The 25,511-nt window shown below is 43.4% G+C and carries 27 protein-coding genes and 1 riboswitch; of the genes, 13 read left to right on the top strand and 14 right to left on the bottom strand.

Annotated elements, in window-relative coordinates:
- The first annotated feature begins 10 nt into the window (after positions 1–10).
- From phnC to phnE (ACFI6G_RS13620), 3 genes are read left to right on the top strand one after another with little or no spacing between them, the layout of a single operon-like run.
- On the top strand, positions 11–781 hold the full coding sequence (gene phnC, locus ACFI6G_RS13630) for a phosphonate ABC transporter ATP-binding protein (RefSeq protein ID WP_010433014.1): 771 nt from the start codon (positions 11–13) through the stop codon (positions 779–781).
- Positions 769–1,596: a phosphonate ABC transporter, permease protein PhnE gene (gene phnE / locus ACFI6G_RS13625; RefSeq protein WP_010433017.1), complete on the top strand. Its 828-nt coding sequence runs from the start codon at positions 769–771 to the stop codon at positions 1,594–1,596. Before phnC ends, phnE (ACFI6G_RS13625) begins: the two co-directional genes overlap by 13 nt.
- The gene (phnE, locus tag ACFI6G_RS13620) at positions 1,596–2,399 is read left to right on the top strand and encodes a phosphonate ABC transporter, permease protein PhnE (protein ID WP_010433019.1); all 804 of its coding nucleotides are present in this window, start codon (positions 1,596–1,598) and stop codon (positions 2,397–2,399) included. Before phnE (ACFI6G_RS13625) ends, phnE (ACFI6G_RS13620) begins: the two co-directional genes overlap by 1 nt.
- Positions 2,400–2,550: 151 nt before the next feature.
- Here phnE (ACFI6G_RS13620) and ACFI6G_RS13615 read toward each other — a convergent pair whose 3' ends face one another.
- From ACFI6G_RS13615 to glgC, 3 genes are all read right to left on the bottom strand, one after another.
- A complete protein-coding gene (locus ACFI6G_RS13615) occupies positions 2,551–2,706 on the bottom strand; it encodes a DUF3012 domain-containing protein (protein WP_004732998.1) in 156 nt (51 codons plus the stop codon).
- 252 nt (positions 2,707–2,958) lie between these two features.
- Complete coding sequence (gene hpf, locus ACFI6G_RS13610; protein WP_010433026.1) at positions 2,959–3,315, bottom strand: ribosome hibernation-promoting factor, HPF/YfiA family; 357 nt, start codon at positions 3,313–3,315, stop codon at positions 2,959–2,961.
- 425 nt (positions 3,316–3,740) lie between these two features.
- Complete coding sequence (gene glgC, locus ACFI6G_RS13605; protein WP_010433030.1) at positions 3,741–4,964, bottom strand: glucose-1-phosphate adenylyltransferase; 1,224 nt, start codon at positions 4,962–4,964, stop codon at positions 3,741–3,743.
- 397 nt (positions 4,965–5,361) lie between these two features.
- On the opposite strand from glgC, the gene ompW reads away from it, so the two are divergent.
- Entirely contained in the window at positions 5,362–6,003 is a 642-nt protein-coding gene (ompW, locus tag ACFI6G_RS13600; RefSeq protein WP_010433032.1) for an outer membrane protein OmpW, read from the top strand.
- Between the two features lie 181 nt (positions 6,004–6,184).
- Positions 6,185–8,011: a choice-of-anchor I family protein gene (locus ACFI6G_RS13595; RefSeq protein ID WP_016787852.1), complete on the top strand. Its 1,827-nt coding sequence runs from the start codon at positions 6,185–6,187 to the stop codon at positions 8,009–8,011.
- A gap of 109 nt (positions 8,012–8,120) precedes the next feature.
- On the opposite strand, the gene ACFI6G_RS13590 is transcribed toward ACFI6G_RS13595, so the two are convergent.
- Positions 8,121–8,840 carry an SDR family oxidoreductase gene (locus ACFI6G_RS13590; protein WP_016784395.1) on the bottom strand — a complete coding sequence of 240 codons (720 nt, stop codon included), beginning with the start codon at positions 8,838–8,840 and terminating at the stop codon, positions 8,121–8,123.
- A 226-nt stretch (positions 8,841–9,066) separates the two neighbouring features.
- Between ACFI6G_RS13590 and ACFI6G_RS13585 the strand changes: the two genes are divergently transcribed.
- Entirely contained in the window at positions 9,067–9,972 is a 906-nt protein-coding gene (locus tag ACFI6G_RS13585; RefSeq protein ID WP_004733015.1) for a LysR family transcriptional regulator, read from the top strand.
- Between the two features lie 53 nt (positions 9,973–10,025).
- On the opposite strand, the gene ACFI6G_RS13580 is transcribed toward ACFI6G_RS13585, so the two are convergent.
- Positions 10,026–10,364, bottom strand: coding sequence for a winged helix-turn-helix transcriptional regulator (locus ACFI6G_RS13580; protein ID WP_462710305.1), 339 nt, complete (start codon positions 10,362–10,364; stop codon positions 10,026–10,028).
- Between the two features lie 105 nt (positions 10,365–10,469).
- Between ACFI6G_RS13580 and ACFI6G_RS13575 the strand changes: the two genes are divergently transcribed.
- A complete protein-coding gene (locus ACFI6G_RS13575; RefSeq protein ID WP_016793360.1) occupies positions 10,470–11,237 on the top strand; it encodes an SDR family NAD(P)-dependent oxidoreductase in 768 nt (255 codons plus the stop codon).
- A 135-nt stretch (positions 11,238–11,372) separates the two neighbouring features.
- Positions 11,373–12,026: a cupin domain-containing protein gene (locus tag ACFI6G_RS13570; protein WP_016790114.1), complete on the top strand. Its 654-nt coding sequence runs from the start codon at positions 11,373–11,375 to the stop codon at positions 12,024–12,026.
- 77 nt (positions 12,027–12,103) lie between these two features.
- Here the strand turns inward: ACFI6G_RS13570 and ACFI6G_RS13565 are convergent, their stop codons facing one another.
- Positions 12,104–12,742 carry an NAD(P)-dependent oxidoreductase gene (locus ACFI6G_RS13565; RefSeq protein WP_016790115.1) on the bottom strand — a complete coding sequence of 213 codons (639 nt, stop codon included), beginning with the start codon at positions 12,740–12,742 and terminating at the stop codon, positions 12,104–12,106.
- A gap of 162 nt (positions 12,743–12,904) precedes the next feature.
- On the opposite strand from ACFI6G_RS13565, the gene ACFI6G_RS13560 reads away from it, so the two are divergent.
- Positions 12,905–13,801, top strand: a complete 897-nt coding sequence (locus ACFI6G_RS13560) for a LysR family transcriptional regulator (RefSeq protein ID WP_016767020.1) — start codon at positions 12,905–12,907, stop codon at positions 13,799–13,801.
- Between the two features lie 137 nt (positions 13,802–13,938).
- Here the strand turns inward: ACFI6G_RS13560 and ACFI6G_RS13555 are convergent, their stop codons facing one another.
- Together ACFI6G_RS13555 and ribB are read right to left on the bottom strand one after the other, a co-directional pair.
- Positions 13,939–14,787, bottom strand: a complete 849-nt coding sequence (locus ACFI6G_RS13555) for a hypothetical protein (protein WP_010433054.1) — start codon at positions 14,785–14,787, stop codon at positions 13,939–13,941.
- A 400-nt stretch (positions 14,788–15,187) separates the two neighbouring features.
- Entirely contained in the window at positions 15,188–15,844 is a 657-nt protein-coding gene (ribB, locus tag ACFI6G_RS13550) for a 3,4-dihydroxy-2-butanone-4-phosphate synthase (RefSeq protein ID WP_004733029.1), read from the bottom strand.
- 213 nt (positions 15,845–16,057) lie between these two features.
- Positions 16,058–16,208, bottom strand: a riboswitch (FMN riboswitch).
- Positions 16,209–16,561: 353 nt separating this feature from the next.
- On the opposite strand from ribB, the gene ACFI6G_RS13545 reads away from it, so the two are divergent.
- Positions 16,562–17,299: a phosphatase PAP2 family protein gene (locus tag ACFI6G_RS13545; protein ID WP_462710304.1), complete on the top strand. Its 738-nt coding sequence runs from the start codon at positions 16,562–16,564 to the stop codon at positions 17,297–17,299.
- A gap of 62 nt (positions 17,300–17,361) precedes the next feature.
- Here the strand turns inward: ACFI6G_RS13545 and ACFI6G_RS13540 are convergent, their stop codons facing one another.
- The 3 genes from ACFI6G_RS13540 to ACFI6G_RS13530 form a co-directional block, all read right to left on the bottom strand.
- Positions 17,362–17,724: an MmcQ/YjbR family DNA-binding protein gene (locus ACFI6G_RS13540; RefSeq protein ID WP_010433062.1), complete on the bottom strand. Its 363-nt coding sequence runs from the start codon at positions 17,722–17,724 to the stop codon at positions 17,362–17,364.
- Positions 17,725–17,806: 82 nt separating this feature from the next.
- Positions 17,807–18,532, bottom strand: coding sequence for a sulfite exporter TauE/SafE family protein (locus ACFI6G_RS13535; protein ID WP_010433065.1), 726 nt, complete (start codon positions 18,530–18,532; stop codon positions 17,807–17,809).
- Between the two features lie 225 nt (positions 18,533–18,757).
- Entirely contained in the window at positions 18,758–19,969 is a 1,212-nt protein-coding gene (locus tag ACFI6G_RS13530) for an MFS transporter (protein WP_010433068.1), read from the bottom strand.
- Positions 19,970–20,605: 636 nt separating this feature from the next.
- Between ACFI6G_RS13530 and ACFI6G_RS13525 the strand changes: the two genes are divergently transcribed.
- On the top strand, positions 20,606–21,220 hold the full coding sequence (locus ACFI6G_RS13525; protein ID WP_010433071.1) for a YitT family protein: 615 nt from the start codon (positions 20,606–20,608) through the stop codon (positions 21,218–21,220).
- 124 nt (positions 21,221–21,344) lie between these two features.
- On the opposite strand, the gene sigZ is transcribed toward ACFI6G_RS13525, so the two are convergent.
- The gene (gene sigZ, locus ACFI6G_RS13520; RefSeq protein ID WP_050613248.1) at positions 21,345–21,944 is read right to left on the bottom strand and encodes an RNA polymerase sigma factor SigZ; all 600 of its coding nucleotides are present in this window, start codon (positions 21,942–21,944) and stop codon (positions 21,345–21,347) included.
- Positions 21,928–22,224 carry an ArsR/SmtB family transcription factor gene (locus ACFI6G_RS13515; RefSeq protein ID WP_010433077.1) on the bottom strand — a complete coding sequence of 99 codons (297 nt, stop codon included), beginning with the start codon at positions 22,222–22,224 and terminating at the stop codon, positions 21,928–21,930. Before ACFI6G_RS13515 ends, sigZ begins: the two co-directional genes overlap by 17 nt.
- Before the next feature lie 233 nt (positions 22,225–22,457).
- Here ACFI6G_RS13515 and ACFI6G_RS13510 point away from each other — a divergent pair, with 233 nt between their 5' ends.
- Positions 22,458–23,558, top strand: coding sequence for a permease (locus ACFI6G_RS13510; RefSeq protein WP_010433080.1), 1,101 nt, complete (start codon positions 22,458–22,460; stop codon positions 23,556–23,558).
- 103 nt (positions 23,559–23,661) lie between these two features.
- Here the strand turns inward: ACFI6G_RS13510 and trmY are convergent, their stop codons facing one another.
- Positions 23,662–24,261 (bottom strand): tRNA (pseudouridine(54)-N(1))-methyltransferase TrmY, encoded by a 600-nt coding sequence (trmY, locus tag ACFI6G_RS13505; RefSeq protein ID WP_016790118.1) that lies wholly within the window; start codon positions 24,259–24,261, stop codon positions 23,662–23,664.
- Between the two features lie 256 nt (positions 24,262–24,517).
- On the opposite strand from trmY, the gene ACFI6G_RS13500 reads away from it, so the two are divergent.
- Positions 24,518–25,042 carry a DUF3087 family protein gene (locus tag ACFI6G_RS13500; RefSeq protein WP_016790119.1) on the top strand — a complete coding sequence of 175 codons (525 nt, stop codon included), beginning with the start codon at positions 24,518–24,520 and terminating at the stop codon, positions 25,040–25,042.
- Positions 25,043–25,511: the final 469 nt, after the last annotated feature.

Raw genomic sequence — 25,511 nt, 5'->3', positions numbered from 1 at the left:
GAAATGCAGTATGGCCGTAGCAAGCTATGAAGGAATAAAGATAAATAACCTTTTTCATGAATACGTGGCAGGCAAGCCAATCCTTAAGGGCATTAACATCGATATCGATGAGCCGGGTATCATTGCCATCATTGGCCCGTCGGGTACTGGTAAAAGTACGCTTCTACGTTGTATCAACCGTCTTAACGATCCAAGTCAAGGCGAGATTATTTTTGATGGCGCCGATTTGACTCAATTAAAAGGACAAGCGTTACGTAGGCAGCGCCGTCATATAGGAATGGTTTTCCAAGAATATAACTTAGTTGAGCGTTTAACCGTTATCGAGAACGTGCTGAGTGGTCGTTTAGGTTACATGACAGCTTGGAATGCATGGCGTCGTAATTACTCTGCCCAAGACTTAGCAAAAGCTTTCGAGCTACTCGAGTTTGTTGGCTTACAAGACTTTGCAAACCAACGTGCCGATAGCTTATCGGGCGGGCAAAGACAGCGTGTTGGTATTGCTCGCGCCGTCATGCAAGACCCATATATCTTATTGGCGGATGAACCAACTTCATCACTCGACCCGAAAACCGCGGTTGAGATTATGGAGCTAATGGAAACCTTCGCCGAGCAGAAAAATATTCCTGTGTTGGTGAATATTCATGATGTGAACTTAGCCAAGCGTTATGCCAAGCGCATCATTGGTATGTGTAATGGTAAGGTGCATTACGATGGTAGCCCTGAAGGTATTTCAGAGGACGATCTTAAAATTATCTACGGGGGTGAATCATGGCTGGATTAAACCCAAGCTCATCAACAAGTGCATCTTCGTCAACGAGTTCATTTTCGAAGCATGAAAATCCGTTCAAAACTTCGTGGACGAACCGAGCAATCATCGCTGCAATTGTTGGGTATCTCTTTTATAGTTTCTCGACATTGGGACTGACCTTTGATCGTTTGATCATTGGGTTTGGTGAAAGTGAGCGGTTACTATCAAGAATGTTTCCACCTGATTTTTCGCGTACTAACCTTTTATTGAGCGGCTTAGCAGAAAGCTTACAGATTGCGATCATCTCTAGCTTTTTCGGTATCGTTATTTCACTGTTCCTTGGCTTACTTGCGGCGAGAAATATGATGCCCTCAATTGTCTCAACGCCAATCCGTTGTTTCATCGCACTGTGTCGTTCTTTTCATCCAGTGATTATTGCCATCTTGTTTGTAAAAGCGGTTGGTTTTGGCGCTCTCGCGGGGATTCTGACATTAGTATTCGCATCCATCGGTTTTATCGCCAAGCTTTTTGCAGAAGCGATTGAAGAGATCTCGTTCAAACCGGTTGAAGCAATTAAAGCAACAGGTGCGAGTTTCATTAGTGTCATCTTGTACGCGGTGATGCCTCAAGTATTCACTCGTTTCATTGGCTTTGCGAGTTACCAACTGGACTCAAATTTACGTAATTCAACCATGGTTGGCATCGTGGGGGCTGGAGGCCTAGGCGGTACGCTTTTCTCTGCATTCCAACGCTTTGATTACGACTTCGTCGCTGCTATTTTGATCACCATTATCGCACTGATTCTCGTTGGTGAATTTCTTTCCAATATTGTTAGGAGAATCTTCTAATGACAACTGCATCTATCGATAAAGAGTGGCAACGCTTTACACCAAATGAACGAGTAGCTCGATTTGCCGTTTACCTTAGCCTTGTGTGCGCAATTGTTTGGTCTTGGCAGACGGTTGAAGTGATACCTGAGTTTCTATACGACGCGCCTGCACAGTTTGCCGATATGTTTGAACGAATGGTCCCAATGGATTACGCGTTTTACCCTGAATCAATTCATGCGGCGATGATCGAAACATTACACATCGCGACGTTAGGTACCTTGTTTACCCTAGTGTTTGCGATTCCACTCGCGCTATTGAATGCACCAAACATTACGCCAAATAAAACGCTGAACTGGATTGCTCAGTTCTTTCTCGTGTCTTCACGTTCGGTGAATTCACTGGTGTGGGCATTGCTGTTTATTGCACTGTTTGGGCCTGGTGTCCTCGCAGGTATCATGGCAATTGCTATTCGTAGTATCGGCTTTGTAGGGAAGCTGTTGGCGGAAGCTATTGCTGAAGTGAACATGGGGCCGATTGAAGCTCTACGTGCAACGGGTGCTTCATGGATGAGTATCTTGCTCAAAGGTTATTGGCCACAAGTGATGCCAGCGTTTTACTCAATCGTATTGTTCCGTTGGGACATCAATGTACGTGAATCTGCGGTATTAGGTTTGGTGGGCGCTGGTGGTATAGGTGTGGTGCTAAATGATGCTCAGAACTTGTTTGAATGGCAAAAAGTGTCGATGGTATTAGTGAGTATCTTTGCGGTGGTTATCATCGCTGAAGCCGTGGTAATTCATATCCGTAACAAACTCATTTAACCCGATAGTTTTATGCGGTGCGCTCTGTGTACTGCATCAAAGTTAAGAGCTTATCTAGCATGTTGAAGCTCAAGCGACCCTAGGTACTTCGGTCTACCTAGCGGTCGTTTTTTTGCATCAAAAGATAAATAGGCTAGAGATATGAGTGTGTTTAGAAAACACAATGCTTAGCAAAGTCACCGGCTTCATTGGCTGTCCAGTCACCTTTAGGCTTCTCTTTCATATCAGTACACCAAGCTTCACTGCCGACTTCTGTACACGCCATTAGTTGTGTTGCTAGAAAAAGTATCAATGCGATTTTCTTCATAATTAACATTCCTTTGTTGTCTAAATTAGGGTTAAAGTTCTATTCTATAATTTCTCTTAATACTACTTGTACTTAAATAGCAGCCAATGGCTTAAGCGAGTGAAAACTGTATGAGATCGGGTTAAGTTTGAGGTTAGAACGACAAAGTAGGTCTTGGTCTAAAGATCGAAAAAGCCAGCAAAAGGTGCTGGCTTTGAAATTCTTACTGAGCGTCTATTACTATTAATTAGTACGTTTCAACCACGTGAGTAATTATACCAGTTTCATCTCTTGGATGATGTCTGAAGCAATTTCTGGCTTCGTGCTCGTTGGTTTCTCGTGTAGATCTGCTTTTAATTGTCCCTTACGGTTACTTAGGCCTGCTTCCAGTTTCTTGAGTGCTGAAGCGATTGCTGGGTACATAACGTCATCTGTTGCTTTAGCTGATACACGTACACCTTCGTAGTTGGTGAATACTTCAACCTGATGATGACCGTGTTCTTTTGTAATGATGATGTCACAGCTAATCAGTGATGGGAAATGGCTAGATATCTTCTCGAATTTACTCTCGATGTCTTTACGTGACTCGTCGTTAATTGATACATGATGTGTTTGAACATTTACTTTCATAAATCATACCTTTCCAATGACTGTGTCATTTAAACGTAGCAAACATCGGACAGATTCACCAACTGAGAAAGTACACATGTGTGATTCACTTCAGTGTTATCAAATAATCTCTTGGTCGTCCCTTGAAAGTCAGATTAACTGATCGCATATTATGTTTCGTGTTTTCAATACATGTTCAAAAAAACTCCATCTTTGAATTATTGCTTTACGTCATTCTAGAAAACTAAATTTTATCGCCTTAGCAATCTATCAACTCAAAGACTTATTCTAGCTGGGTATCTATAAATTACTGAATATTTCATAGAGGTTCTCGTGCATTTAGACGTTACCCACACTGAAATAAATAATTGTACTTTGGTTGAATCGAGTACTGAAAAAGGCAACTGAAGTTGCCTTTTTATGGATAGATTGAATTCTATTGTAGGTTAGGATTTATTAAACTCGTAAGACGATGGAACCACGATCACACCTTTTTTTGACATATGAAAGCGCGCAGCATCCGCTCTACTGTCAATACCGATTTGAGTACCATCTGGTACTTTCACATGCTTGTCGATGATACAGTTTTGTATGTGACAGTTTTTCCCGATTTCAACATCTTCAAAAAGAATACTGTCAATCACAATGGCCGCGTTGTTGACTTTTACCTTAGGAAAGAAGATCGAATTCTGCGCTGAACCACCCTCTATCACCACACCATTTGCGATCATTGAGTTAATAAATATACCTTGATTACCTTCTACTGACGCTATGGTTCGCGCGGGCGGCAATTGAGGTTCGTAAGTTCGAATTGCCCAATCAGGTTGATATAAATCGATAGGAGAAACCGGTTTTAGTAAGTCCATATTGGCTTGGTAATAAGAGTCGAGTGTACCGACATCTCTCCAGTATGCATCTTGTGTGACTCTGCCTTCGGTATCTCCAAACTTGTAAGCATAAACGCTTTTCTCACCCACTAATTTAGGTATCACGTCTTTGCCAAAATCGTGGCTGGAGTCTGGATTTTCTGCGTCCGCCAATAGTGCTTGTGTTAACACTTCTTTATCGAAGATATAAATACCCATTGAAGCCATGCTTCGTGTTGGTCTTCCGGGTACGCATGCAGGGTAGCGTGGTTTTTCTGTGAAGTTACTTATTTGATGCGCTTCGTTAATTTCCATAACGCCAAACTCTTTGGCTTCGTCAATCGACACTTCCATACAAGCCACGGTTAAGTCGGCTTCATTCTGTTTATGTTGTTTGAGCATTGGCGCGTAGTCCATACGATATATATGGTCGCCTGACAACACCACCACATGCTTCGCTTCACTGCGAGAGAGCAAATACAAGTTTTGATAAATGGCGTCGGCCGTACCGCTGTACCAGCTATCACCTGTTCGCATTTGTGGGGGGACATTGGTGATGTATTCGCCAAGCTCGGGGTTAAGCACCGACCAACCATCTCGTAAATGTTTTTGTAAAGAGTGAGATTTGTATTGAGTCAGCACTAAAATTTGACGAAGCCCCGAGTGCAGGCAGTTCGCTAGAGTGAAATCGATGATTCGATATTTGCCACCAAATGGTACCGCAGGTTTTGCGCGATTATCGGTGAGGGGGGAAAGCCGAGAGCCAACACCGCCGGCCAGAACGATAGTTAGAGTGTCTTGCATGGTCAGAACCTTAATGTATTTATGATTATGTACATACACTTGCAAGCACCAAGCCAGATGTAACTCATTGAATATTAAGTGCGGTGTGAGAAAATAACATATGGTTGCACTAAATTGAGGCGCACGTATGTTGGCTTGCTCTATTTTGATCCAAAAGATCTAAGTAAGGTTGAGACCTTGAATTTAATGGCATGACGCACGGAAAATCTGCATTACAAAATTGTCAATAAAATGAGGAAATAAAGTGATCAGGTCGATATAAATTCACATAAATAGTCACAAGTTTTCACAAATTGATTTCCATCAATAAAGTAGGGTTATTCTGTGCTACCTTGCACGCAAAATAAGAAATGATTACTCATTCACAATTAGAATAAGCCCTCAAAAGGAAATAATAATGAAAAAAACAGTATGTGGTATTGCGGTTATTGCGGCTCTTATGTCAACTAATGTGCTAGCTCATAAAGAAGGTGATTTCATCATCCGTGCAGGTGCTGCAACAGTATCTCCAAATGATAGCAGCGGCGCAGTGCTTAACAATCCAGACCTAGAGTTTTCAGTAGATTCAGATACTCAACTAGGCCTTACTTTCGGCTACATGTTCACTGACAACATCAGTTTTGAAGTGCTAGCGGCGAGCCCTTTCTCTCACAGCATTTCTGTTAATGGCTTAGGTAAAGTTGCTGACACTAAACACCTGCCGCCAACGTTTATGGTGCAGTACTACTTCGGTCAAGCGAACAGTGACTTCCGTCCTTATGTAGGCGCGGGTATCAACTACACGGTATTTTTTGATGAAAGTTTGAATGCCAACGGCAAAAACGCAGGCCTAACGGATGTGTCTTTAGATGACTCTTGGGGCTTGGCGGCAAACATTGGTATTGACTACATGATCAATGAAGACTGGTTCCTGAATGCTTCAGTTTGGTACGCAGATATAGGAACAACAGCAACATACAAGACTGCGACAGATACATTCAAAACTGACGTTGATATCGACCCATGGGTATTCATGATCGGTGGTGGTTACAACTTCTAACCCACCTATTCAGTTTACTAAAGGCGCTCAAGCATCAGCCAGTTTGGGCGTTTTTTTTGTTTATTCGCTAGCTAACTTTATTAATGAAAAATATTCCTCATTCGTAATAGATTGTTAATAAAACAGAAAGCCAACTGTCATATTCGGCTCCTATGATCTCGATTCTAATTATGGAGGATATATGAATCGTAAATTTAATAAGCTGGCTCTATTACTGCCTATCGCGGTAAGTTCTGCTCTGGTTGGGTGTTCTCAGTCAACTTCAACGTTGGTAACACCATCAACGACTGCAACATCATCTCAAACGTCACTTGATACTTTTAGCCTCCAATGCCAATCCATTCAACAACCGAACATGACAGATGCCACTCTTTCTGGAATTAGTTTGGTTGGTCGTGCTATTGCTGACGCCCCGTTTGATACTTCTGCAGCCGAAATCGTCAGCTACGATTCATGTACCGACAAGCTTTATGTGGTTAACGCTCAAGCACAAAAAGTTGATGTGCTATCGATGGACGCTGACAGCGCACCAACTTCTGAGGGCTCTATCGACCTTCAATCAGCCGCTGCGGCTTCTGGTATTAATATCGGTGCTGCGAACAGTGTATCTACTCATCAGGGTTTAGTTGCTGTCGCGATTGAAAACGCCGACAAGCAACAAAATGGCATCATTGCTCTGTATCGCTCAGACACGCTAGAGCTGATCACTACTTATACGGCTGGTGCATTACCGGACATGGTGAGCTTCTCGAAAGATGGTCACTATATTGCCTCTGCAAATGAAGGAGAGCCGAATTCGGATTACAGCATTGATCCTGAAGGCTCAGTGACACTGGTTGATTTAACCAATGGCCCTTTGCAAGCGAAAGTCACGCAGATTGATTTTAAGGCATTTAACCAAGGTCAGCCACGGTATGCAGAACTAACCGACAAGGTTCGAATCTCGGCGCCTAATGCAACCGTTGCTCAAGACCTTGAACCGGAATACCTAACGTTTGCTGATAACGGAAAGCTTTACGTAGCCCTGCAAGAGAACAATGCATTGGCAGCAATTGACGTGGCGAGTGCAGAAGTGGATGCGATTCTGGGATTAGGTGGAAAGCCTTGGGATACTGCTCAGTTGGATGCGTCAAATAAAGACAAAAACATAGGTAACCTACAAAGCTACGCAATGCTAGAAGGCCTTTACATGCCAGACAGCATCACCAGCTACAGTGTTGATGGTAACACCTACATTGTGACTGCAAACGAAGGCGACGGCCGTGAATATGGCATCAAGACGACGCAACAATTGTGTGACGACAAAGGCTTTGAGTGGGATGGTGATGACTATCAAGGCACCGAAAACTACACCACAGAAAAAGATTTTTGTATTGCTTATGTCGATGAAGTGCGTGGCAAGAAGCTAGACGTTGACGCGAACCACCCATTGGCTGGGGCACTCAAAGACAATAAGCAACTTGCTCGTCTTAAAGTGATTAAGCCACAAGAGACACTTGCTGCTGACCAAAAGGTTCAAGCATTCGGTAGCCGTTCTTTCTCTATCTGGGATGAGTCAGGCGAGTTAGTGTTTGATAGCGGTGATGATTTCGCTCGAATCGTTCTTGAGCAAGATCCTGCAAACTTCAACAGCACCAACGATAACAACCAAAGTGGTGACGATCGCAGTGATGATAAAGGGGTTGAGCCTGAAGCGATCGAAGTGGCTGAGATTAACGGCAAGCAGTATGCCTTTATTGGACTTGAGCGCCAAGGTGGCATTATGGTTTACGACGTAACGCAGCCTAAGAACGCAAGTTTCATCAGCTACTTGAACAACCGCGATTTTACTCAACCTGTATGCACAAAGGTTGATGAAGACGGTGATTGCGACAACGAGACTTACAACTCGAAAGCGGGTGACCTAGGCCCAGAGTCAATCAAGTATTTCACTCGCTCTGGTAACCACTTTATTGCGGTTGGCAACGAAGTGAGTGGTAGCACGTCAGTTTATCGCGTTGAGTTTTAATCACGGTTACTGCTTGTAGCTAGACTCAATAAAAACAAAAGCGCCACTACTGAATCAGTAGTGGCGCTTTTTATTTATGCATCACAAATATATGCGTGATAATTAACTTCTATGGTTGTTGCTTAGTTGGTGCTAGAGCAATCTCACGGATACATACGTTCTGTGGTTGTTGGTAAGCGAATGATACAGCGCGAGCGATATCGTCAGCTGCCAATACGCCGCCCATGTCTTCTTTCCAAGAATCGTAACCGTCTTTGATCTCTTGAGATGTTGTGTGAGACAGAAGCTCAGTTTCTACAGCACCCGGTGCGATAGTGGTAACACGAACGTTTGAAGCCGCCACTTCTTCACGTACGTTTTCAGAGATAGCGTGAACCGCGAACTTAGTACCACAGTAAGCAGCGTGGCTTGGGAATGTTTTCTTACCCGCGATAGAGCTGATGTTGATGATAGTACCTGTGTTACGTTCCATCATCGGAGCAAGTACAGACTGCATGCCGTTTAGAAGACCAATTACGTTCACGTCGAACATTGTCTTCCATTCTTGTGCGTCTTGAGTATCGATTTGACCAAGAAGCATTGCGCCAGCGTTGTTGATAAGTGCATCTGCAGGACCAAACTTCGCTTCACCTTGTGCGATTGCTGCATCAAAAGACGCTTTGTCTGTTACGTCTACTTTCACTGATAGTGAGTTTGGTAGGTTCAACGCTTCAAGGCGGTCAACACGACGAGCTAAAAGTAGCAGAGGGTGACCTTCATCGCTTAGACGACGAGCGATTGCTTCACCAATACCAGAGCTTGCACCTGTAATTACGATTAGTTTTTTCATTTTATTTCCTCTGTACTTTTATTGCGTCGGTTGGCTACGACGTGTTGTTTAAGTGCATTCGAATCAAGTGCTTGTTGCCTTGCTTCGTTGCGATGGAGGTATATTAAGGAAAATAGCATTGTTGATATATAGCGCTTTACTTGAAACACTGTTGCTGTGATGCAACAATAAATGCGTTCACTTTATTACTTCATCATCTTCAAATTTCACATGTAAGCTGGCGACTATGCTCAATCAAATTAACCTGTCTGATATTCGTTCTTTCGTGCTTATCGCTCGTTTAGGTAACTTCACTAAAGCAGCGGAGGAGCTTGATGTGTCACGCTCCCATGTATCACGCCAAGTGAGTAGCCTGGAAAAACAGATGGGTGTGACACTGTTTATCCGCACCACTCGAACCTTAAGGCTGACTCACGCAGGGCAAGATCTGTACGCGAGATGTGAACAAGCCTTAGATAATATAGACCAAGCTCTGATTGCTGCGGTTGATGATGTCGAAGAAGTGCGTGGCGACATAAAAGTAAACTGTGTCGGCGGTTATCTTGGTGAGGTGATCATCGCGGATCTAGTGAATGAGTTTATGCAGCTTTACCCAGACATCAGTATTAGCCTTGATTTCAGCAGTAACCGAGTCGACCTGATTGAAGACGCTTTCGATATCGCTTTTCGCATGGGGAGCTTAGAAGACGCGGGCTTTATCGCAAGAAAGCTTTTGGACATTGAGATGGGAACACTCGCTAGCCCAGAGTACTTTGCTCGAAAAGGAAAGCCTAGTCACCCTAAAGATCTGATCCATCATGATTGCTTAACGGGCTCGGTGCGTAAGTGGAGCTTTCAAGCGCTAGATGACACCAAGAAAACGGTCGATGTGCATGTGACGGGCAGACTGCAATGTAAAAATGGGCGAGTGTTGGTGCAGGGCGCGAAGTCGGGCAACGGAATTATTCGTGTGCCAACCATCTATTGCTTACAAGAACTGAACGACGGGCAATTGCTGCAAGTGTTTGAAGAATGGGTAGTGCCTAAGGTCGACTTTTCAGCGATCTACCATCGAGACCGCTATCAACCAAGTCGAATTAGAACCTTTATTGATTTTGTGAAAGGCCGTTTTGAGCAAATGCCAGTCAGCTAAATGGCGCGGCCTACCTTCCTCTTTCTTTTAGCAATAGTTGGACAGGCTTGGGCTTACATCTCGTCGATTTCGTTTTGTAGGTTTTCCAGCTGGTCTAGAATCAACAAGAACTTCTCGCCGAACGGCGTCACTTGGTATTCAACTCTTGGTGGCAGTTCGTTGAACATTTGCTTATCTAAAACCCCAAACTCTACATTTCGCTTCAAACATTCATTCAATACCTTGGTCGATAGCCCTTCTACTGAGCGCACCATTTCACCGGGGCGATTAATGCCATTTGCCAGTAATTGGTAAACCGTTAGCGACCATTTACAGCCATAGATGGTTTCCACCATGCGAGCTGAACGCTCTGGTGCTGATTTTCTTGAAAAAAAGTTTTCCTGATTTTTCATAAAGATGTACCAATAAGTACCTACCTAACCGATTTGTACTTACTATTCATAGTGTTAGTTCAAGGCCTAAGATTACCACGTTCACATGACTTAGGAGATAACAAAATGAACTTCACTAAAAATGGTATTGCAGTAGTAATCGGCGGCACGAGTGGCATGGGCTTTGAAACAGCGAAGCAATTAGTCGCTCAAAACATTCATGTGTTGGTTGTCGGCAATAACCCAACTAAGTTAGATAAAGCAGTGTCAGAATTGCAATCGTTAGGTCACGCTTCAGGTTGGCAAGCTAACCTTTATGATGATGCGAGTGTGTCTCGCCTTATTGAACACCTTGAGTCGTTAGATGAAGGTATTGGTTACCTTGTTAATGCTGCAGGTTATTTCAACCCTAAAGCGTTTATTGAGCACCAAGAATCTGATTACGAGCAATATATGAAGCTGAATAAAGCAACCTTCTTCATCACTCAAGCGATAAGCAAATTGATGATCAAGAACGGCGGTGGCAATGTGGTTAACGTTGGTTCTATGTGGGGTAAGCAAGCAATCAAAGCGACGCCATCTTCTGCCTATTCAATGGCTAAAGCTGGCCTGCACGCATTAACACAACACATGGCAATGGAACTGGCTGAGCATAACATTCGCGTGAATGCCGTGTCTCCGGCTGTGGTTAAAACGCCAATTTACGAATCATTCATTAAACCAGAAGAAGTGGACCAAGCACTAGAAGGTTTTAATGCGTTCCACCCAATTGGTCGAGTAGGTTTGCCGAAGGACATCGCTAATAGTATCTCTTTCTTACTGTCAGACAGTGCTGATTGGGTAACGGGTGCAGTCTGGGATGTTGATGGCGGTGTGATTGCTGGTCGCAATTAATTAGGATTCTTTTTAGGTGGCTGTCGCGTAGGCAAAATAGCAGCGAGATGGCCTCCTTGATGAGTATTCGCGTAGAATAGAAACTAGAAAGACAACAATAATAATTAAAACGATAACAAGAGTAAGGTCGCCATTATGTTCAACATGGACTTTTCAAAGAAACTGGTTATTGAAACCGAATCATTAGATTGGATTGCAAGCCCTGCCAAAGGGGTATGGCGTAAGCCGCTAGAAAGAGAAGAGAAAGAATCGGGCCACACGACCAGTGTGGTGAAGTACGATCCTGAATCTTCGTTTTCTGAGCATCCGCATCCGCAAGGCGAAGAGATCTTCGTGTTAGACGGTGTATTCTCTGATGAAACAGGAGACTTCCCTGCAGGCACTTATATCCGTAATCCGCCGGGCAGCGCGCACTCCCCATCAAGCAAAAATGGCTGTACGATCTTGGTTAAGCTTAATCAGTTTGATGCGAGAGACTTAACTCAAGTTCGTATCAATACGCTAGAAACGGAATGGCTTGCAGGTATCGGCGGTTTACAAGTGATGCCACTGCATGAATTCGAACACGAGCATGTCGCTTTAGTTAAGTGGCCTGTTGGTGAACGTTTTCAGCCGCATCGTCACTTTGGCGGTGAAGAGATCTTTGTGTTGTCTGGCACCTTTAAAGATGAACATGGCGAGTATCCAAAACACACATGGATGCGCAGCCCTCATATGAGCGAGCATTTTCCATATGTGGAAGAAGAGACCGTTATCCTCGTGAAAACGGGGCACTTGCCATTGGATTAGAGGAATGCTCCATATAAAGATGAAAAAGCCGCATTGCTTTGAGCAATCGGCTTTTTCAATTTTCACATATGGGCAGACTAGTAAGCGACACCAATACGTTGACGCGGGAACTTGCCAGCTTCTAGTTCATCAATCATCGCAATAGCGTAATCGCTGACGGATATTTTGCTGTTGCCATCTTCGTCGGTGAGCAGTTGATCACCACCAGTGCGGTAGGTTGATAGCTTATCGCCCGGGAAGATTTCTGCTGCAGGGCTAATGAACGTCCAGTTAACTTCGTTATCAGATTGTCTGAACACTTCAAGCGCTTCGCCCTGTGCTAGCGCTTCGTTTTTGTAATCCGCAGGGAAGTCAGGAACAGTAACTAACGGAATGTTTGGCGCCACTTCTAATGAGCCTGCACCGCCAACCCAAAGTAGGCGCTCGATACCAATGCTCGGTAATGTTTCCAGCAATTTAGTCGCAGTGTTTTTTACGATGTCGTGATTGCCCAAAGCACGTCCGCCAATCGAAGTGATTACTGCATCAACGCCGGATAGTGCGCTTGCTAGATTTGCGGCTTCATCTTGTAAATCAAATGAACGAACTTCAACACCTTTGGTTTCTACTTTGCTTGCATCTCTTACTACAGCAACTACGTCGTGACCACGAGATTGAGCTTCTTGAGCGATGTGACTACCAATCCAACCTGATGCGCCTAATACTGCAATTTTCATAATGTCTCTCCAATTATCGAATTTATTGAGTCGTTTTCTCGACAGCCATTGCAGTCTAATAGCTTACTGGGTGGCGATAAATATCGTAAAATGATGTAGATTGTATCTATATAGTGATCTAATAAGATTCGGTTAGCTGCTAAACAGCTCAAGGAGAGTGCGATGGATAGGTTGACGGCGATGCGCAGCTTTGTCGAAGTGGCAAATTGTGCCAGTTTTACGCAAGCGGCAGAGCATTTGGACATGAGTCGATTACAAGTGTCGCGCCACGTTCAAGAGATCGAAGCGTGGCTAAAACAAAGACTTTTGCATAGAACAACTCGAAAGGTGAGTTTGACGGCTGCAGGGGAAATCGCATTACAACGCTGTGAAAAAATACTCCATGAGACCGCAGAGCTAGAGGTTACTGCGCTTAATCAAACCGATGATCTTTCCGGGACAATTCGAATCGCAGCGCCTATTGGGCTGACTCAAAACATGTTATTAGATGTGGTCGAGCAGTTCACTGAACGCCACCCTAATATTATGGTCGAACTTTTTGCTTCGGATCGTTTTACTCAGTTGGTAGATGAGCGAATTGATATTGCCCTTCGATATACCGATCAACCTGATGAAAACTTAATTGCCAGAAAGCTGATGGAAATCGACTCGGTTGTGTGTGCATCTGCTGCTTATATAGACAAGCATGGAGAACCTAAAACGATTGAAGAACTTCGACAACATAATTGCTTTCGCCACCTTAGTGTGACTAAATGGGATTTCGTGAAAGATAACCAACATTATTCAGTTGAGGTGTCTGGGACCATTAAAGCCAACGATGTTGAGGTGTTAACCCGAGCCGCACAGCATGGAAAAGGGATCGTACGCCTCCCATGCGATCTAGCGAATCCATTGATTGCTGATGGTAAATTACAAAAGGTGTTAGGGGGTTTTGTTTCACCGAGTAGTATACTTTGGGCGGTGTATCTATCACGCAGCTATCAACTCCCTGTTGTTCGTCAGTTTATTGATTTTGCTGCAGAAGCTTGGTCTAGCGATATTAAATCTGAGGATGTTTGAGGTTATATATCCTAAGTACACAAGTACACAAGTACACAAGGCATAAACATATAAATACAAAAATCCGATATCAAAGGTGATATCGGATTTGAACTCAATAATTCAGAGTTCCAGCACGCTCTCCTCTCACGAAGTCTTTACATGTAATGATGTACGGATAATCGGGTGTCTATCGCCTTTTCGTTGATGTCAGGTAAAGGTCGATACAAGCTTCTGGTTATGTCCGTCAATACTTGGTCGTATACTTTTGAAACGACGGTTGATATATCGCTTGTCAATTCGTACATGGTATCTGCCGGTTGAGTTGCTTCGGTGCTTGATGCGATCTCAGTGAGTGCATGCATCGCACGTGTACAAATCGGTGAGCCGCTACTGATAGGGCAGATCATTGATAATTGATTGAGCTTACGGTGTGTCTGAGATGCATAGAACTTGAATCTCGCATACTCTTCAGGTTTTTCCATATCAGGTATGCACATTCGTAGTTTGGTCAGAATTTCCATGCAATCCAAGATTTGTTGCCAATTCATATGGTATTCACTACTCATGTCTTCTCGTTCAGATTGAATCAGCCATATGATCATGACTTCATCCATCAAGAACATGCTGTGACGAATCGTCTTGCCGTGAATTGATTGGTTACGTACCAAAGTTCGGTTTTGCCAGTCACTGTGCATGGCGATGAGCTTGAGGTGATAGATGCGATACATAGGACGGCTATCGAACGACACATGAGATTGAAGCAGTTCAGATACTTCAAGTATGTTGTCGTAAATCTCATTCACTTTACGAATCGAGTCGCTAGACAACTTATAAGCAAGAGCGTAGTGTGTTGCGGCGCGATGTTTACGTGATAACAACAGTAGCTCTCTGAGTAGAACTAAAGTTTCAAACCTATGTGATAGCGCTGTCTGTCTCTTTTTTGAAAAGTGAAACAGTGCAGCAAGCACTGCAATCGATAAACCCACTGAAATAACTACAAACATATTCAACTCCTAATATTTGCATACCTACTTAGTGGTAGTGCAGACACCGTGCCAAAATAAATAAATCTTATATTTCAATTGCTTATGTTTTATCGGTAATTATGGGTGATCAATATTGGTGCATAAGGTCACCAATTGAGTGAAAACGTTTCAGTTATTGCGGTAATTTTTGAGAGGTTAAACTTATTGATTTGGTGTGTTTTAATACAAGGCTTTGTCATTAATCACACTCAATGCGCAGCATGTTTTAGGACAAGATACAGAAACGAAAAGGCCTTACTCTTTATATGCTTTTAACTAGAAATAGCAATAAGTAGTGAGGCCTTTCAATATTCATTCTGACGTTTGTATCTATTTTGATGATTGCTGACCGTCAGTATTGAGAGTTAACGATTAAACGTTATGCAAGCTTAAGGTCGAACTCGGTGCGGTACATCACCATATCTTCAATGGTCAGTACTGGCATGTTGTGCATTTTACCGAAAGCAACGATCTCTGGCGCTTTTGCCATCGTGCCGTCTGGATTGGTTACTTCACACAGTACGCCTGCTGATTGAAGACCTGCCATTTGCATAAGATCCACAGTGCCCTCTGTGTGACCGCGGCGTGCAAGTACGCCACCTTTACGCGCACGTAACGGAAATACGTGGCCTGGGCGAGCAAGATCAGTAGGCTTAGCTGTTGGGTTTGCAGCTGTTTTGATCGTTGTTACACGGTCAGCGGCAGAAACACCTGTTGTTACACCCACTTTTGCTTCGATAGTTACGGTAAACGCAGTTTGGTTTGCGCTGTTGTTATCAACAACCATAGGTGGAAGTTCAAGTTGATTTGCTTGCTCGTCGGTTAGACACAGGCACACAATGCCGCTGCATTCGCGGATCATAAGCGCCATTTGAGCATTGGTTAGGTGTTCTACTGAGTAGATGATGTCGCCTTCGTTCTCGCGATCTTCATCATCGAGTAAAAGTACGCCACGACCTTCGCGTAGAGCTTGCAGTGCGTTTTCAACGCGAGTGATTGGTTCGCCAAATTCGGCAAGTAGTGAAGACTGATTCATGGTTAAACTCCTAAAATATCACCAGAATCAGGGCTGTATGAGGGATCTCAACCGAGCACAACAAAGCCAACTCATTACAAGTAGGCTTGTACCAATCGTACTATGATTGGCTTTAGCTCATTATGGTTTTATCCAAAACGAAATGCACCCGCCTAAGTTGGAGGTACGAACCCAATTCACGCGGGTGTGCCTTTCCAACTTAAACGAGTGTGTTTTCATTCTCTCTCATCCGGACTATGACCGTCGGCTCTGGCATCTCACCAGATCTGCTGACCTCGACGAATCGAGCGCTCGCGGGCTTATCTTTAGATTTTGCTAAGGACATACCGCCGGTGGGGAATTTCGCCCCGCCCTGAGAATAAAAATTAATAATCTGTTTTGCTTTTGAAAGCAGACCAGATGGTAATCCTTTCAATACTGGATTTAAAGGACTGACAGCAAAGTTTTTAAGATTCTGGTCGTATAACCCGGTAAGTGTTCACTTTATCAGCAGAACGCGTCAGGCCGTCTTTAGTGGTCTTTGCTGTCTCTATGAACATAAGTGGATGTTGAATGTTATTGGTGTTGGCGTGGCTGTTCACCGAATCAATACTCGATAGGTCTATTAATCGAATATCGTTACACCATGACGGCTGACTGACCGTTTTGACATAAAATTGATATTGGTGATGCTAAGCTGCGATAGCATCCGACCACTTCATCTAAAAGATCTTAGCCATGACTTCTCTGTTCTCTAACAAATCCAAAGGCTTATTGCTGCTCGTTCTAAGTTTGTATTCTCTCATACCTTTTTTGATCTTTGGATCGGACTTTGACCTTGGAAGTGCGGTTTTGCCTTTCTATGGCGCCTTCATGACGTTCGTGACGTACTCAGCAGGTAACCAAGGATTCTTGGTAACGCTAGCTGTTTTGTCTCTGGTATTGCTCGCGATGAAATTTTCCAAAGCTAAGATAGCCAGCCTTTGTCTGCAGCTTGGCCTGTTGTTGGTTCTTAGCTTTGCAGCGAAAACCTTCTTAAAGCATTCAACAGAAAGCCCTCGTCCTTATTCTGAGTATTTGGTGACGCAAGAAGTCGTTGAAATGCCCGAAGTGTTTTATGAACTGCCACTAATGGGAAAGAACGCAGCAATTGCATCTGTGCAAGATGAGGTGAGTGAGTGGCGAACGCGTCACTGGCTGGGTGAAACGGACTACTCTTTCCCATCTGGACACATGATTTTCGTCGGTGTGTGTTTGGCGTTCTTCGGTGGATTGTTTTTAGAAGCGAAGCGTTTTTATTTGGTAGGTGGTTTACTGGTTTGGGCTGGTGGTGTCGCTTACAGCCGAGTTTGGCTTGGCATGCATCGCCCAGAAGACTTAGCCGGATCTATTGCCTTTGCAGGTTTGATCTATTTATTGGTGCCGCTTATCTCAGAGCAAAAAATAGAACGCTATTTACCTGTATTTTTGAAATAGACTTCTTAGGGATTCTGCCTCACTGTAAAAGAAGGGCTCAGATTAGCAATACGAAATAAACGTTATTGATTGAGCCCTAGCTCTGCTTGTTTCTTTTTGGTTAGCCCTAATGAGACAACTCGGTGTGATTCAGTGAGGTAATATCTCAGTTCCTCATCCCTTTCTGATGTGCTTTCAAAAAGCTGAATCCACTTCATTCCGCGCGAAGCAAAGTAGGGCGCGGGTTTATATCCCTGCTCTTCTTTGAGAAAATCGAAATTCTGATCGGATGTCTTGAAGATAAACGCAGGCTCATCTTTCGGTCCCCAACCACCAATCGAAAACACCTTGCCACCCACTTTCCAAACGTGCGAGTTATTCCACTGCATCACATAACTGGTTGCAGGTAGTGACTCGCAGAATGCGTTGAATTCATCGTAAGTCATAGAATGTCCTTTTTATCGCTAAGGGGCTTGATCTGTGTTGATTCTCTAAGAATTTTCTTCTTCCCGTCTTTATCGCCACTCACTAGCTCACTAGCCCCTGCCAGATTGCCGTAAAGCCACTGATAGAACATAGCAGCAATGAACCAATGCGTATCTTCTCTTTAGGGATGCTTTGTGTCGTCATCAATGCCACCTTGTAACCCAACCAAGCTGCTGGCAGTAAAGGGATGGTTATGATCAAATGGTGCATGGTGAAGAAGCCAATCGGGATCTGTACCAGTAACGAGATGATCGAACTGAACACGAAAAACGCAGAAAGGTTACCACGAAGCTGATTGGCATCTTGGTGTTGTAGCAGCAGTGCCATCGGTGGACCACCAATACCCGAACTGGTGCCAAAGAACCCAGAAAAGAACCCCGCAATACCCATCTTAGTTGGGGTTGGTTCGAGTCTAAAGGGCAGTAGGCTAACAATCACGGCAAATACGACCAATAAGCCCAACCATAATGACAACACGCTCGTTGAAACCATCACCAACAAAGCTCCGCCTGCCAGTGAACCCGGAATGCGGCCCAGCAATGCGATTTTTAATCCGCCAATAGAAATATTCGCTCGATGTTTAAAAGCGTTAAATATAGAAATGAATAGGCCAACGAGACAGATAGGCGCAGGTACATAGTCTGGAGAGACCAAAAACAGCAGTGGGGCTGCCACTATAGCCAAACCAAAGCCGATTGCGGTTTGCACAAACGAGCCGACAAAAATGAGTGCCATTGCTATAAGGACAGTCTGATCGATGTATTCCATAAGCCTGCGGATTAGTTTTAAAGGATCTGGTGGGTACTATAAATTAAAACGAAAATAATAGTCTTATTATTCAGTGATGTTTATGTAAATATCGACCGTTTTCATCGTTGATATAACGTGCAACGAAAAAGAGAGTGGATACCTCAAGATGTTATCCTTCAATAATCACTCTCTTTATTGGAATGACTGTTAGTTTTTCGCTGATGGGGGTGTCAGCATAAAACGTTAAGCCATTGCCAATTTCAGTCGTTCAATGGGTTTGTCATTGATGGGTAAATGAATAAGTGCTGCTGCAAACGCCAGTACTACCGTTGACCACCAGATTGGCTCGTAAGAACCGTAGTAATCGTAAATACGACCGCCAACCCAAGCGCCTAGGAAGCTACCTACTTGGTGAGTAAAGAACACCAAACCGTACAACGTCGACAGGTAACGAGCACCGAAGATCTGACGAACTAAGCCAGAAGTTAGCGGAACCGTACCCAACCAACAAAAACCAATCGCCGCACCGAAGATAGCCGCGGTTGACTCAGTAACAGGCAAAGTGACAAACGCTCCGATAACCACGGTACGCACTAAGTACAGTGCCGACATTACATGACGCTTGCTGAACTTATCGCCCATTACACCCCAGAAGTAAGACCCGAAGATGTTGAAGATGCCAACGTAAGCCAGTGCCATTGCTGCGCTGCTCGCCGGTAGGTCTTTGTCTGCTAAGTAGCTAGGTAAGTGCGTTGCTATAAACATTACATGGAAACCACACACGAAGAAGCCTGCGTGAATTAACCAGTAACCTTTATGAGCAAATGCTTCAGACATTGCTTCTTTCAGAGTTTGGTTCTCTTCTGCTTGCGCTTGTTTGTTTGAGGCTACTTTAGGCGCTCGCATAAACAGGGCAAAAGAGATCATGAAACAACACAGCACGCCAAACACTTGCATTGCACTCTGCCAATCAAATTCGTTCAGCATGTATTGCGCGCCCGGAATCACCGCGAACATACCAAATGAACCAGCAGCAGTGGTTAAGCCAAACGCTTTAGCCGAATGCTCTGCAGGTACTACTTTGGCTACCGCGCCTAACACGATTACATAACTTGTCGCACTTAACCCAAGGCCAACCAGTGCACCCAGTGAAACGTAAAGCATGCTCGATTCGGTAGAAATTGAGGTAAGAAGTAAACCCAAACCGTAAGCACATGCGCCTGCAATAATGATGCGTCTTGCTCCCCATTTGTCAGCGGCCATACCAACAAAAGGCTGGAACACGCCGAACAAAAGGTTTTGTAGAGCAACCGCGAAGCTGAAAAACTCTCGACCCGTGCCGAAATGCTCTGAAATTGGCATCATGAAAATGCCGAATGATTGTCTGATCCCTAGACTGATAATAAGTGTGCCTATCCCAAGCCATACCAGTAAAGGAAAACGGAAAATGCTCATTCTAATACTCTTAAATTAATGGTGGTGTGAGTGGTCTTGCTCTGACATGGGTTGTTCAGTCATATCATGGTGATGTTCGTGCCCGGAGTGCTCATGCGCTGATTGCTGGTGGCAGCCACTGCTCACGGCATGCTGAGCCAAAAGATCAATCAATGGCTGACTGTGATGCACAATAACCAAACTAATGACGAGAAATAGCATCATCCTGGCCAATTGGGCAAAAAGAGATTGTGAAAACATAAGGTGTTTACATTAGCTCACTGTTGTAAGAGGCCGCGCATCATAATGACGAGTGGTTAATGTATCAAATGACTATTTGTGATTTATTTTATGCGTTTTATGCATAGATTTATTCGTCGTGAGTATTCGAGCGAAATATGACCAGTAAATAGAAAAAATGGATGTTCGCTGGTTAATCTATAAAATCCTGAGATTCAGAATAAAAGATCAAAATCGAGAGTTTAAGTTATTGCTTTATATTGGTTTTCACAAAGCTGTAAAAACTAATATACAAACTAATCACTAACCAACATCGTTCGTTCACTCGACTTATTTGTTAAACATCGTAAATTTGGGCGTAAATCGTTTCAAAACTACTGAAACGCGATGTTAAAAGATTCAGGGAGAGTCATTCACATGGATAAAGATCATAACTTTCGCGAAAACTTACTGGCACTGATCTTAGGTAGCGCACTGGTTTCACTCGGCGTTATCTTTTTCAATCAGGTCGGTTTGCTCACTGGAGGCACGGCTGGTTTAGCAATTTTCATTACCAAAGTAACTGACTTAAGCTTTGGCCAAGTGTTCTTTGCACTCAACTTACCTTTCTATATTTTGTCGGTTGCTCGTATGGGCTGGCGTTTCACCGTCAATACCTTTATTGCCGTTTCGATTGTTTCGTTCGCTGTGGATCACTTGTATCACGTGATTCAAATTGCCGAAATTCATGCATTGTATGCTGCGTTATTGGGTGGTGGCCTAATTGGTACCGGTATGCTGGTGATTTTCCGTCATAAAATGAGTTTAGGTGGCTTCAACATTTTGGCGTTATTCTTACAAGAACGTTTTGGTATTCGAGCGGGCAAAGTTCAGATGGCGTTAGACTGTACGATTGTAGTGCTTTCACTGTTTATTGTTGACGTGTCACTGGTTCTATTGTCTGTGCTTGGTGCGATAGTCACCAACTTGATTCTAGCGATGAACCATAAGCCTGGGCGCTATCAACCGGTCGTCAAAGCGGAAGCAGCGTAGTAAGTGGAAGCAGAGTAGTTAGGTTCGCTCAAGCACTAGGTTAGCTTAAGCAAAGTGATTTGCAGATTATAAAAACAACAAAGCCAGCATCAATTGCTGGCTTTGTTCTATTTCAATGCAACGATTAACAGTTGTTGCAATCGTTGTCTGGCTTGAGTGCGCAATCAATCACATTGCCTTGTTGATCAAGTGACAGGTTACAGCACTCTTCAAACAGGTTCTTAAGATCCCAACGACTTTTCTGAACGCGAGACTTAACCGTTGAGTAGCTGACGTTTTGCGCCTCTGCGATCTCTTTCTGGCTTTGGCCTTTGATGTCGACAGCAAGCAGTAACGATGAGCTTTGTTCTGGCAGTACCTGAATAAAAGGTTCAATACACAATGAGAGCTTTTGTTTGAACTCAGAGTCGTGGTCTAAATCGGTAAACCACAGATCTTCAGCATCAATTTGGCTATCACGTTGTTGGCGTGCATGCTTACGGTAGAAGTCGATAATCGTGTGATTGGCTAATTGGAATAGCCACGACTTTACGTTGCTCGCATCTTGTACCTTATCTAAGTTCTGATAAGTCTTAATCAAGATATCTTGAAGCAAGTCGTCTACATCCGCAGAGTTGTTGACCTTGGAATACAGGAATGACTTTAACGCTTGCTGATATTCAGCCCAAACCTGTTCTAAGTCCAAAGATGCCCTATTCAAAGGTGCCTTAGTTGCACTGTTCATTTACGCAACACTCGTCTTGTAAGAAATCAATCACGCCTTCTAGACATTCATACTCCGCCACGCAGAATAACGTTCTTCCTTCTCGTCTTTGGCTGATTAAACCCGCAGACGCCAAGCTTGATATGTGATGAGACAAGGTAGAACCGGGAATGCCTAGTTCTTCTTGTAGGCCGCCAACTGCAATGCCTTGGTAGCCAGCTTTAACAACACTTTTATAAATGGTTAGGCGAACAGGGTGGCCCAACTCTTTAAGTGCTTTCGCAACGACTTCTAAGTTCATATTAACCCCTCAAGTTTTAATTTCGATGTTAGTCGAAATATAAGAACAATTCAAATTTAAAAACTGTGGCTATGTAAGTCATTGGAAAATAGTGTTTTCCAAAATTTATTTCGATATTTATCGAAATAAACCTTGAACTGTAGCTGTTTATTTCTATAATTCGAGAATATTCGAAATTAAGGGTTAGTTACTTTCCTCATAGAGTCCCGCCTTAAATCCAGTTTGGAGTTATTATGAGCAATGAAATGTTAACAATGCTAAAAGACGCACTTGATATGTTCGCTTTCTTAGCAGTAGAGCTAATCATCCTTTTTTTGGCGATCAGCTACATTGTTGGGATTCTGCAAGAGTTTCTTACGCCAGAAAAGATTCAATCTATCTTGAGCTCACGTAACGGTAAGGGCTATGTGGTTGCTGCACTATTGGGTGCGATTACGCCTTTCTGTTCCTGTTCGACGATTCCTTTCCTAAAAGGATTGCTGCGTGCAAGAGCAGGTTTTGGTCCAATGATGGTGTTCCTATTCGGTAGCCCACTCTTGAACCCGGTGATCATTGGCTTGTTCGTGATTACGTTCGGCTGGCAAGTGGCTGTGTTCTACTTCTTAGTAGCAATGACGGTATCGGTAGTCGCAGGTTACGCACTTGAGAAGCTTGGCTTTGAGCGTTACGTAAAACCTGAAGCGTATGAATCGTCAGGTTCAGCTTCAAGCTGTGGGACTAGCTGTGATGACTCTGCCCCTAAGAAAGCAGTACCTGTTAAAGCGGAATCTTCATGTGGTACAAGTGCATGTGGTGAGCCTGCGCCTGTAATGGCAAAGGAGACATCTTGCTGCGATTCGAAAAAAGAAGAACCACAAGTGACTGTGTCAGGCTGCTCAACGGATGGAAGCGCGACGGCTGAAATCGTAGAGAAGAAAGAACCTAGCCGTTGGATGAGAATTTGGTTCTCAACTTGGAAAGACTTCAAACAAGTATTCCCTTATCTAATGATGGGTATCGCGATTGGTTCATTCATCTACGGCTTCATTCCTACAGACCTCATTGCACAGTACGCTGGTGAAGGTATGTGGTATGCGATTCCAGTAGCAGCCGTGATTGGTATTCCACTGTACATTCGTGCTGAAGCGGTAATCCCACTAAGTGCAGCTTTAGTACAAAAAGGTATGGCGTTGGGTTCAGTAATGGCATTGATCATTGGTAGTGCAGGCGCAAGTTTAACGGAAGTTATCCTGCTTAAATCAATCTTTAAGAATCAAATGATTGCAGCATTCCTATTCGTTATTCTAAGCATGGCGATGGGTGCAGGCTTCCTATACAGCTTCATCTTTGGTTGATCAGGTCTGATTTCGAGATAACACCGTTGACATCAAGAGATAGATAATAAAAAAGAGCTCACTTAGTTGAGCTCTTTTTGCGTTGAGACTATTAGTTCGGAGATTAGAAACCGCGAATATCAAGCTCATTGTTGATCAACACCACACACTGAGAAGCGAACAGCATGTTCGGACCTAAACTGATTTTCTCTGTTCCTAAACGCTTTAAGCTGTTGTAGCTTTTCTTTGGCATAGGGATGTGGTCAGTTAGAAGGAAACATGGGTTTTCAGCAATCTCTGCATCACGGATAAAGTCGCCTTTCTTATCCATCATGTACAGTTGGTGGTCTTCAGCTAGCTCTTTAACCAGCTTTTCAAAACTCATAGTACGAACAGTGATGCCCGGCTCAACCTGACGCGCCTGTTCTTTTGTCATACCTTGAGAAGCGTCAACCGCTCTTACTACCGCTGATAACAATGCAGACTCATGGAAGCCGCCAATGTTGGTGATCTCGTTTGAATCAAATGTAATCGTACGTGAAAAGTCTTTAGTACTTTCTAATACAAGGTGCACGGTGACATTCTCACGGTGAGATTGAGCAACGAAGATCGTGTTCATCAGGGTATGAGCCAGAATCTCAGTATGAGCATCTTGCCCAACACCTTCTAAGATAAGTTTGCTCTCTGTAGGGGCTGCGCGAGCGCGTAATACAAATGAACGCATGGAATGTACCTTGTCAGTATGTGATAAAGCTAAACGGACTTTATCAACATGAATTTATGAATAACCAAAATTGTGGCGGTATGTAACTCTTTTCTATTAATGAAGTCAAATAGAGTTGCTTATAGCGCCAACCAGAAGAACTCTGCGTATTAAATAGAGAATGACCACATTACAAGATGGTAAGGGTTGAAGCGACCCAATGTTTATGTAGATAGTATGCGCAAATTATTAGGTGACTTACTTAAGGAAGTAGTCGATGAAGTTACAGAAAATCAATAAAGAAGAATATAGAAAGAAGATGAACCTGCTGTTGGTTTCGTTAGTTGGGTCACTCGCCTTGTTTGCTATCGTATTCGGTAGCATTCTGATTGAACTTTTTGGTTCAGCTGGATCTATTAGTGGGGAAGCGACAGGCAATTTCCATTTGAATGTACTCGGGGTGATTTTATCAGTCGTACTGAATGCCTTTATCGCGAGTCGTGTGAAAGGGCATGATTACTTTAAAGAGGCGCTTTATGTGTGGAACCTTAAACAAACTCACAATCAAATCTATCGTAAGCTCAAGCGTATTCAACCGAAAGCTGAGCAAGGTGATCGAGAAGCATTAACTATCCTTTACTTCTATTACACTACGCAAAAACAGGTATACGACCTAGACAACAACACATTGACGATAAAAACAGTTCAGCAATCGCTAGATAACATCCAAGAACTGAGTGAGAAATGGAGCATTGAGCTAGATATAGAGGCTTTTTCGAAAGATTTAATCGCAAAATTTTAAGTGATATGCCCACTATTGTATGAGCTTTGAGCTACGAAAGAGCCTTTTGACGTAAAAGTAGCCACTTAAGCAAGTTTTTTGAATTTTTATCAAAAAAGGGGTTGCCATGTTTTCGATGATCTCTATAATGCCGCCTCACTGACACGGTAGACGCCACAAGGCTTCAGCAGTAATCAGTAAGACGGAAAGTTCGAAAGAAATTAATTTTAAAAAGTGTTTGACACTTAAGATTAAATCGCTAGAATTCACGTCCGCTTTCAAGGGTTTCTTTGTAAAAAGAAAGTTTCGATAAGCAAAGCTCTTTAAAAATTTAAACCTATCAATCTGTGTGGGCACTCGTTGATGAATATCAAAACGTTTTATCTTCCCTTTTTATTAAGAGAAGTAAAACAGATTCCTCGGAATCAACTTTGGTTTCAATGAACTGAGTGACCAATACGAATAACTACTTTCTCTTGTGGAAAGAAAG

Source organism: Vibrio sp. PSi01, assembly GCF_054960695.1.
Note: the sequence above shows the minus strand (reverse complement) of the source record. Positions and strands in the feature narration are given on the sequence as shown.